Below are 9,579 nucleotides of genomic sequence, written 5' to 3'. Positions count from 1 at the left end.
CCGTTGAATCTCAAGGAGTTTTCCGTTTCGACTGCGCCGGAAGTGGGGCGAATTATAGACAGATAAAACGGGGCGTCAAGCACTTATTGCAACAAAGTTGTCATCTCGGTCAAAAGCGCTGAAAAGCGAAGAAGGGCGGCGTTGCGGCCGCCCTCTTCTATATAGCTCGCGTTACAGACTCGGGAACGCGAACTGCGAAGCCTCATGGCTGGCACGTTGCGGCCAACGCTGGGTGATCGCCTTGCGCCGGGTGTAGAAGCGCACGCCGTCCGGGCCATACGCATGCAGGTCGCCGAACAGCGAACGCTTCCAGCCGCCGAAGCTGTGGTAAGCCACAGGCACCGGCAGCGGCACGTTGACGCCGACCATGCCCACTTCGATCTCGTCGCAGAACAGCCGCGCCGCTTCACCGTCACGGGTGAAGATGCAGGTGCCGTTGCCGTACTCGTGATCGTTGATCAGTTGCATGGCCTCTTCCAGGCTGCCGACACGGACGATGCACAGCACCGGTCCGAAGATCTCTTCTTTATAGATGCGCATTTCCGGCGTGACGCGATCGAACAGCGTGCCGCCAACGAAGTAACCGTCTTCATGACCGGCCACGCGATAACCGCGACCATCCACCACCAGCTCTGCACCCGCCGCCAGGCCATCGTCGATATAGCCAACGACCTTGTCCCGCGCAGCCGCAGTTACCAGCGGCCCCATGTCCAGGCCACAGGAAGTGCCAGCGCCAATCTTCAGCCCCTTGATCTGCGGAACCAGCTTGGCCACCAACGCATCGGCGACCTGGTCACCCACGCACACCGCAACCGAGATCGCCATGCAACGCTCGCCACAGGAACCATAGGCAGCGCCCATCAGCGCGCTGACCGCATTGTCCAGATCCGCATCCGGCATCAACACCGCATGGTTCTTCGCGCCGCCCAGCGCCTGGACGCGCTTGCCGCGCTTGGTGCCTTCGGAATAGATGTACTCGGCAATCGGTGTCGAGCCCACGAAACTCAGCGCTTTGACTTCCGGCGCTTCGATCAGTGCGTCCACGGCTTCCTTGTCGCCATGCACGACGTTCAGCACGCCCTTCGGCAGGCCGGCTTCCTGCAGCAGTTGAGCGATCAGTAGGGTCGAACTCGGATCACGCTCCGATGGTTTGAGAATAAAAGTGTTACCGCAGGCGATCGCCAGTGGGTACATCCACAGCGGCACCATGGCCGGGAAGTTGAACGGGGTGATACCGGCAACCACGCCCAGCGGCTGGAAGTCGGACCAGGCGTCGATGTTCGGACCCACGTTGCGGCTGTACTCGCCCTTCAGCACCTCAGGAGCGGCGCAGGCGAACTCAACGTTCTCGATCCCGCGCTTCAGCTCACCGGCGGCGTCTTCCAGGGTCTTGCCGTGCTCTTCGCTGATGAGCTGGGAGATGCGTGCTTCATTCTGCTCCAGCAATTGCTTGAAACGGAACATGACCTGGGCGCGTTTGGCAGGCGGGGTATTGCGCCAGGCCGGGAACGCAGCCTTGGCTGCATCGATGGCCTGCTGCACGGTAGCGCGGCTGGCCAGCGACACTTTATGGATCGCCTGGCCAGTGGCCGGGTTGAAAACGTCGGCACTGCGCTCGTTCGGGGAAACCAGCTCGCCATTGATCAGGTGTGCAACGGTGCTCATGCAAAACTCCAGAATTCGGGTTCGGGCAGGCGCAAGACCGCGCCCACCCCGGAAGAGGAAATCAGTCGATGGCGTTCAGGGCTTCGCCCACGGCGTCGAACAGGCGGTCCAGTTCTTGTGGCTTGGTATTGAAGGTCGGGCCGAACTGCAGGGTGTCGCCGCCGTAACGGACATAGAAGCCGGCTTGCCACAACTTCATCGCCGCTTCGTAAGGACGCACGATGGCGTCGCCGTCCCGCGCGCCGATCTGGATCGCGCCGGCCAGGCCGTAGTTGCGGATGTCGATGACGTTCTTGGTGCCCTTGATGCCGTGCAACACGTTCTCGAAGTGCGGCGCCAGTTCGGCGGCGGACTGCACCAGGTTTTCCTTCTGCAACAGGTCCAGTGCGGCGATACCGGCCGCGCAGGCCACTGGGTGCGCCGAGTAGGTATAGCCGTGGGGGAATTCCACCGCGTACTCAGGCGTTGGCTGATTCATGAAGGTCTGGTAGATCTCGCTGCTGGCGATCACCGCGCCCATAGGGATGGCGCCGTTGGTGACCTGCTTGGCGATACACATCAGGTCCGGGGTCACGCCGAAGGCATCGGCACCGAACATCGCGCCCATGCGACCGAAGCCGGTGATGACTTCGTCAAAGATCAGCAGAATGTTGTGCTGGTCGCAAATTTCCCGCAGACGTTTCAGATATCCCTTAGGCGGCGGCAGGACGCCGGCGGAGCCAGCCAGCGGCTCGACGATCAGCGCGGCGATGTTGGACGCATCGTGCAGCTCGATCAACTTGAGCATCTCATCGGCCAGGGCGATACCGCCCTCTTCCGGCATGCCTTTGCTGAAGGCGTTGCCCGGCAGCACGGTGTGCGGAATGTGGTCGACATCGAGGAACTGGCCAAACAGTTTACGGTTGCCATTCACACCGCCCAGGCTGGTGCCGGCGATGTTCACGCCGTGGTAACCACGGGCACGGCCAATCAGCTTGGTCTTGGTGGCCTGGCCTTTCAGGCGCCAGTAGGCACGGACCATCTTCACCGCAGTGTCACAGCACTCGGAACCAGAGTTGGTATAGAAGACGTGATTGAGGTTGCCAGGCGTCAGGTCGGTGATCTTCTCGGCCAACTGGAACGACAGCGGATGACCGAACTGGAACGCTGGCGAATAGTCCAGCACACCCAACTGACGAGAAACGGCTTCCTGGATTTCCTTGCGGGTGTGACCGGCGCCGCAGGTCCACAGGCCCGACAGCGCGTCGAAAATCTTGCGGCCTTTGTCATCGACCAGATAGTTGCCTTCAGCGGCGACGATCAGGCGCGGATCGCGCTGGAAATTACGGTTTGCGGTGTAAGGCATCCAGTGCGCATCCAGCTTCAGCTGGCTAGCCAGACCGGCGGGAGCGTTTTCAGGCAGGTTCATCGTCAAGACCTCGCAAGGCGGATTGAACAGCATTCGAAGAAAGCGTTGTGTTGCCGATACGTTGTCACGGCTATAAAGTCCGGAAAACTGTACTTTTCTAATCCTCAGTTCACTGGACACTAAACTATGAGTCGTCGCCCGGAGCCGCTTTCCCAAGTCAGTGATTTCGACATCCGGCTACTGAAGATTTTCCGCAGCGTTGTCGAATGCGGCGGCTTCTCGGCGGCGGAGAACGTGCTGGGAATCGGGCGCTCGGCGATCAGCCAGCAAATGGGCGATCTGGAACAACGCCTCGGGCTGCGCCTTTGTCAGCGCGGGCGTGCCGGTTTCTCGCTGACCGAGGAAGGTCGGGAGGTCTATCAGTCGGCGCTGCAGTTGCTCAGCGCACTGGAGAGTTTCCGCACCGAGGTCAACGGCCTGCACCAGCATCTACGCGGCGAGTTGAACATCGGCCTGACCGACAATCTGGTGACCATGCCGCACATGCGCATCACCCATGCCCTCGCCCAGCTCAAGGACCGTGGCCCGGACGTGCGCATCCGCATCCGCATGATCCCGCCGAGCCAGGTCGAACAAGGCGTGCTCGACGGCAGCCTGCATGTCGGCGTGGTGCCGCAGGCCAGCCCGCTGTCCGGGCTCGAATACCAGCCGCTGTACAGCGAGCGTTCACTGCTTTATTGCGCGGTGGGCCACCCGCTGTTCTATGCCGACGACCGCCAACTGGACGACCAGCGCCTCAACAGCCAGGACGCCATCGCCCCGACCTTCCGGCTCCCTGCGGAAATCCAGGAGCACTACCAGGCACTTCACTGCACCGCCAGCGCGTCTGACCGCGAAGGCATGGCGTTCCTGATCCTCACCGGACGCTACATCGGCTACCTACCGGATCACTATGCGACCTTCTGGGTGCAGCAGGGGCGCCTGCGTGCACTCAAACCCAGCGAGCGCTTTTACGACCTGAGCCTGGCCTGGGTAACACGCAAGGGGCGGCGCCCGCATCTGGTGCTGGAGAGCTTCCTGGAGAGTCTGGCCGCGACACGATGAGACGCATTTGCGATATTCTGCCGCTTCGCGCTTGTCTGCCCGCCGCGGCTGGGGTATCAGTGCAGGTGCCTCTATTTCCCAGCTCTTGCCGGAATCGCCCATGACCCTCGAAGTGCCCGCCCACCGCCCCTTGGCCGCCAAGCCCGCCGGGCGAATTCGCCAGAAGAACGAGCAAGCCATCATCCAGGCCGCCGAGGACGAATTCGCACGGCACGGCTTCAAAGGCACCAGCATGAACACCATCGCCCAGAACGCCGGGCTGCCCAAAGCCAACCTGCACTACTACTTCACCAACAAGTTGGGGCTGTACATCGCGGTCCTGAGCAACATCATCGAGTTGTGGGACAGCACCTTCAACGCCCTGAGCGTCGATGATGACCCGGCCGAGTCCCTCGCCCAGTACATCCGCGCCAAGATGGAGTTCTCGCGACGCAACCCACAGGCCTCGCGGATCTTCGCCATGGAGATCATCAGCGGCGGCCAGTGCCTGAGCGACTACTTCAGCCAGGACTACCGCGAATGGTTCAAAGGCCGGGCCGCGGTGTTCCAAGGCTGGATCGATGCCGGCAAGATGGACCGGGTCGACCCGGTTCACCTGATCTTCCTGCTCTGGAGCAGCACCCAGCACTACGCCGACTTCGCCACCCAGATCTGCCAGGTCACCGGCCGCAGCCGCCTGACCAAGCAAGACATGGAAGAAGCCGGCAACAATCTTATCCACATCATCCTCAAAGGCTGTGGCCTGACGCCGCCGAACTGACACCCGCTTATGCCTTCTACCCTGCTGGACACTTGCGAATACCGCGAAGAGATTCGCAAGAGCCGCTTCATTACCTTGGCCGCGCCCATCAGCACGCCTGGCGACGCCCAGGCGTTCATCGAGCAGAACAGCGACCTCGCCGCCACCCATAACTGCTGGGCCTGGAAGATCGGCGAGCAATACCGCAGCAGCGACGACGGCGAACCCGGCGGCACTGCCGGTCGGCCGATACTCGCCGCCATCGAAGCCCAGGACTGTGATCAAGTGGTAGTGCTGGTGATCCGCTGGTACGGCGGCATTCAGTTGGGCACCGGCGGACTGGCCCGGGCCTACGGCGGCGGCGCCAACAAGTGCCTGCAACAGGCGCCGAAGCGCCTGCTGGTCAGTCGTACGGAGCTCAAGTGCAGTTGCTCGTTCAGCGAATTGGCGCTGCTAAAGTTACGGGTGAGCGAAGCCGATGGCGTGGTGCTGGGCGAGGAGTTCACCTCAAATGGCGTCGATGTCCGCCTCGCCCTTGGCGCAGCGCAGATCGATACCGTGCAGCGGCAGTTGGCGGACCTCAGCCGTGGCCGAATCCTGCTCGAGCCCTGCTGAACGATTTGCCCACATGTGCTGTGGGCCCGGTTGTGGATAACCTCTGCGCACTCCTCTACAGGCCTTGTCCAGCAAGGCCTGCAGGGAAACGATCAGATTTTGATCACAATCTGATGACAACCGCTTATTCGTCCAAAAATCAGCCGCTTAAGTCCGGTTATCAGCGTTGGAAAGCAACGAATCCGGGTCTGGATCCCCCGCGCGGTGTTGCACACAAATACTGTGGAGCAAGTTGTGGATAAACCGTGCACGCCTGCGCCAATCGCTTGCCTGGCCGTCACGCGGAGCAGTTGATCGTTTTTTGATCAGCCGAGTTTTCCACAGCGCGTATTGGCCACAACTGCAGCGCCGCCCAGGCCAACTCCATCACCAGAATCCCCCAGATCAATTCGGTCGCGCCCTGCATCAGCGCATACGCTTGCCAACTGGCGAACAGCAATCGGCCCGCGGCGTCATAGCGACCGAATTGCACCTGTGGATCGCGAATACGCAGCACAGACCAGACGCAGACAATCGAGCCCATCAGGTTGGCCATCAACACGTGCATCGGGGCGAAGGGCGGCAGTTCTCCCGCCAATTCCCAACCGGCGCTCAACTGGCTCAACGCACCGTGCAACAAGGCCAGGCTCCAAGGCGTTACGAATGCCGCCGTGACCAACAGGTCGTACCAGCCACTGGCCCTGACCAAACCCCGATAACCCTTCTGACTCCACATGTGCCGCTCCTTGCTGGAAAGTAAAGGCAGCAGGCTAAAGCCTGGAGTATGCTCCAGGGTCAACCCTTCCTCAGGAATCAATTGTGCGTATCGGAGAACTGGCCCAGACCTGTTCCGTAAGCCGCGACACGTTGCGGTTCTACGAGGAGCGCGGCCTGATCCGCGCCCATCGCAGTGCCAACGGCTACCGCAATTACCCGGCAGAAACCGTGCAACTGGTGCTGCTGATCAAGACCGCGCAGAAGCTCGGTTTCAGCCTTGGCGAAATCAGCCAGAACGTCGCCGAGTTGTGGCAGGCGAAAGACCCGGAAGCGCTGGTCACGCGCTTTATCGAAGACAAGCTGGCACTGGTCGAAGCCCGGATAGAGGCCCTTGATCAGTTGCGCCAGGAGTTGCGTGAACGGCTGCAGCAACGCTGTCCCTTGCGCCTGACGGCGTCCCCCTCATTGAAAGGAGCTCTCGCATGACTAACCCGAAAACCGCCCTGATCATCGGAGCCTCCCGTGGTCTGGGCCTCGGCCTGGCTGAACGCCTGAGCGAAGACGGCTGGAAGGTCGTTGCGACCGTGCGCGACCCGGCCAAGGCCAGTGCACTGGCGGCATTGCCAGGCATCCAGGTGGAAACCTTGGAAATGAACAGCACCACCCAGCTCGACGCCCTGCAAAAGCGTCTCGATGGCCAGGCGTTTGACCTGCTGTTCGTCAACGCAGGAGTTAAAGGGCCGGACAATCAAAACGCTGAAGTCGCACAACTGAACGAGATTGGAGAACTGTTCCTGACCAACAGCGTGGCACCGATCCGCGTGGCCCAGCGCTTTGCCGGGCAAGTGCGTGGAAGCGGCGTTATCGCGTTCATGAGTTCTATCCTCGGCAGCATCAGCATTCCCGACGCTCCGGACCTGGCCCTGTACAAAGCCAGCAAGGCCGCACTGAACTCGATGATCAACAGCTTCGTCGTGCGCCTGGGCGAAACTGGCCTGAGCGTGCTGGCCATGCACCCGGGCTGGGTCAAGACCGACATGGGCGGCGACGGCGCCGACATCGACGTGCTCACCAGCACCCGCGGTATGGTCGAGCAAGTCAGCGCTTACGCCGGCAAGGGCGGCGTGCATTACATCAACTACAAGGGCGAATCGCTGGTCTGGTGATTTCTCCTGCGAAGGGGCCGTTCCACGCAAAGTGAAACGGCCCGGACAGGTGTCACGGCGCAGCTATAGTTCAACCGGCCGGTCAGGTTTCACCGCCCCGGTCCGACAACCTCTGTAGAATGCGCCGATTGCACCTGATGAGAATTGACCATGTACGACTGGCTTAACGCGCTGCCCAAGGCAGAATTGCACCTGCACCTGGAAGGATCGCTGGAGCCCGAGTTGCTGTTCGCCCTGGCTGAGCGCAACAAGATCGCCCTGCCCTGGAATGATGTCGAAGCCCTGCGCGCGGCTTACGCCTTCAACAACCTGCAAGAGTTTCTCGACCTGTACTACCAGGGCGCCGACGTGCTGCGCACCGAGCAGGACTTCTACGACCTGACCTGGGCCTACCTGCAACGCTGCAAGGCTCAGAACGTCATCCATACCGAGCCCTTCTTCGACCCGCAGACCCACACCGACCGTGGCATTCCCTTCGAAGTGGTCCTCGACGGCATCGCCCGCGCACTCAAGGACGGCCGCGAGCAACTGGGCATCGGCAGCGGGCTGATCCTCAGCTTCCTGCGCCACCTGAGCGAAGAAGAAGCCCAGAAGACCCTCGACCAAGCCCTGCCGTTTCGCGATGCCTTCATTGCCGTGGGCCTCGACAGCTCGGAGAAAGGTCATCCACCGAGCAAGTTCAAGCGCGTCTTCGACCGTGCCCGCAGCGAAGGCTTCCTGACTGTCGCCCACGCCGGCGAAGAAGGTCCGCCCGAGTACATCTGGGAAGCGCTGGACCTGTTGAAGATCGAGCGTATCGACCACGGCGTGCGCGCCATCGAGGACGAGCGTCTGATGCAGCGCATCATCGACGAGCAAATCCCGCTGACCGTGTGCCCGCTGTCCAACACCAAGCTCTGCGTGTTCGACCACATGAGCCAGCACAACATCCTCGACATGCTCGAACGCGGCGTTAAGGTCACGGTGAACTCGGACGACCCGGCGTACTTCGGCGGTTATGTCACCGAGAACTTCCACGCCCTGCACACCCATCTCGGCATGACCGAAGACCAAGCCCGTCGCCTCGCCCAGAACAGCCTGGACGCCCGCCTCGTCAAAGCCTGAAACGCCTGAACAAACGCTCGGCGACCTTCTCGCCGGGCGTCGTGTTCAGCCCATCGACAGCGGCGCCGGCATGCGGGCGATTTGCTGGATGCCGCGCAGTCCACCGGGGGTCAACTGCACGACCCTGGACTCATCGCTGATCCGCACCCAACCCGACTGAACGAACAACTTCATGAGACTGCTGCCCAACGCGCCGCCCAGGTGCGAGCGTCGGTCGTGGACCTCGCTGCAGCAGTTGCAGAGGCTGCACAGGCGACCATCGCGTGGGGCCAGTGCGTCGATGAAGATGCCCTGGCGAGCGAAATGAACGCGGCCGTGCAGGGTAATTTCCAGTTGCTGCTCGGCTTGTTGCACCCACTGCGCGTCCAGCAGGCGCTGCAGCAGATCAGCCGCCACCTCGCCGCCCAGGTGATCCCAACACAGCCGCGCCCGACGCATTGCCAGCGGCACCGTCACCGGAGCCTGCTCGCGTGATGTCGCCGGCCGCTCGAAGTCGCGGATTGTCACGCTGGCCAGTGCTTCCACGGCAGTGCCGATTTCCGGTGCGGCCAGCCGGAAGTAGCGCTTGCGCCCGCGAGCCTCACGCTTGAGCAGCCCCCCGGCCGACAGCCGGGCCAGATGCGCGCACGCCGAAGAAGGTGTCAGCCCGGCCAGAGTGGCCAGTTCCTCCAGGGGACGCGCCATTCCATCGATAAGTGCCCAGAGCATTGCACTGCGTTTGGGATCGGCCATCAAACTGGCGATCTGGCTGATACTGGCTATCGGTTGCATCTGTCCACTCCCTGCGTAGTTGTCATTGGCGAATGCGGGCTCCTCCCATCTTCAAGCCGGGCAGACAATGGCCCGACCGCCGATACCAGGAAACCGGTACGGTACTTACTCGAGGTAGAAGTTCATGGGGAAAGGGCATCCCGCCCTTGCTTCAACCTGGAAACATTATCCCGATGATGGCAATTGCCCGGTCCAGTATAAGCCTGCTTATTCCGGTGTAAGCGCCGCCTTTTGCGACAAACTGCCCATGCTTTCGCAACCCTGGGTGAAAGCCCGACGCTAGGTGTTCTGCGGGACAACGGCCATTTTTGCGGCGCAAGTGCCTATGTATTCATGGCATCGAGGATGACAGGAAAGTTATCAAGGCAAAT

The 9,579-nt window shown here is 61.6% G+C and carries 10 protein-coding genes; 6 read left to right on the top strand and 4 right to left on the bottom strand.

What is annotated here, in order from left to right; translation table 11 throughout:
* Positions 1-171: 171 nt before the first annotated feature.
* Positions 172-1,665, bottom strand: coding sequence for a CoA-acylating methylmalonate-semialdehyde dehydrogenase (locus NTD88_RS21925; RefSeq protein ID WP_110971318.1), 1,494 nt, complete (start codon positions 1,663-1,665; stop codon positions 172-174).
* Between the two features lie 61 nt (positions 1,666-1,726).
* Complete coding sequence (locus NTD88_RS21920; protein ID WP_095156121.1) at positions 1,727-3,073, bottom strand: aspartate aminotransferase family protein; 1,347 nt, start codon at positions 3,071-3,073, stop codon at positions 1,727-1,729.
* 126 nt (positions 3,074-3,199) lie between these two features.
* On the opposite strand from NTD88_RS21920, the gene NTD88_RS21915 reads away from it, so the two are divergent.
* The 3 genes from NTD88_RS21915 (at position 3,200) to NTD88_RS21905 (ending at position 5,471) form a co-directional block, all read left to right on the top strand.
* The gene (locus NTD88_RS21915) at positions 3,200-4,117 is read left to right on the top strand and encodes a LysR family transcriptional regulator (RefSeq protein WP_095156091.1); all 918 of its coding nucleotides are present in this window, start codon (positions 3,200-3,202) and stop codon (positions 4,115-4,117) included.
* Positions 4,118-4,217: 100 nt separating this feature from the next.
* A complete protein-coding gene (locus NTD88_RS21910) occupies positions 4,218-4,877 on the top strand; it encodes a TetR/AcrR family transcriptional regulator (RefSeq protein WP_095156090.1) in 660 nt (219 codons plus the stop codon).
* A gap of 9 nt (positions 4,878-4,886) precedes the next feature.
* A complete protein-coding gene (locus NTD88_RS21905; RefSeq protein WP_095156089.1) occupies positions 4,887-5,471 on the top strand; it encodes an IMPACT family protein in 585 nt (194 codons plus the stop codon).
* A 277-nt stretch (positions 5,472-5,748) separates the two neighbouring features.
* Here the strand turns inward: NTD88_RS21905 and NTD88_RS21900 are convergent, their stop codons facing one another.
* Positions 5,749-6,186 carry a hypothetical protein gene (locus NTD88_RS21900; protein WP_262153554.1) on the bottom strand — a complete coding sequence of 146 codons (438 nt, stop codon included), beginning with the start codon at positions 6,184-6,186 and terminating at the stop codon, positions 5,749-5,751.
* 83 nt (positions 6,187-6,269) lie between these two features.
* Between NTD88_RS21900 and NTD88_RS21895 the strand changes: the two genes are divergently transcribed.
* The 3 genes from NTD88_RS21895 (at position 6,270) to NTD88_RS21885 (ending at position 8,437) form a co-directional block, all read left to right on the top strand.
* Entirely contained in the window at positions 6,270-6,653 is a 384-nt protein-coding gene (locus tag NTD88_RS21895) for a MerR family transcriptional regulator (RefSeq protein ID WP_095156087.1), read from the top strand.
* Positions 6,650-7,333, top strand: a complete 684-nt coding sequence (locus NTD88_RS21890; RefSeq protein ID WP_262153555.1) for an SDR family oxidoreductase — start codon at positions 6,650-6,652, stop codon at positions 7,331-7,333. The genes NTD88_RS21895 and NTD88_RS21890 overlap by 4 nt, the downstream gene beginning before the upstream one ends.
* Before the next feature lie 150 nt (positions 7,334-7,483).
* A complete protein-coding gene (locus NTD88_RS21885; RefSeq protein WP_110971323.1) occupies positions 7,484-8,437 on the top strand; it encodes an adenosine deaminase in 954 nt (317 codons plus the stop codon).
* A gap of 45 nt (positions 8,438-8,482) precedes the next feature.
* On the opposite strand, the gene NTD88_RS21880 is transcribed toward NTD88_RS21885, so the two are convergent.
* Entirely contained in the window at positions 8,483-9,208 is a 726-nt protein-coding gene (locus tag NTD88_RS21880; protein WP_095156084.1) for an ArsR/SmtB family transcription factor, read from the bottom strand.
* Between the last annotated feature and the right edge of the window lie 371 nt (positions 9,209-9,579).

The sequence above is a fragment of the Pseudomonas sp. 20P_3.2_Bac5 genome (genome assembly GCF_025466035.1).
Taxonomy (GTDB): Bacteria; Pseudomonadota; Gammaproteobacteria; order Pseudomonadales; family Pseudomonadaceae; genus Aquipseudomonas.
Note: the sequence above shows the minus strand (reverse complement) of the source record. Positions and strands in the feature narration are given on the sequence as shown.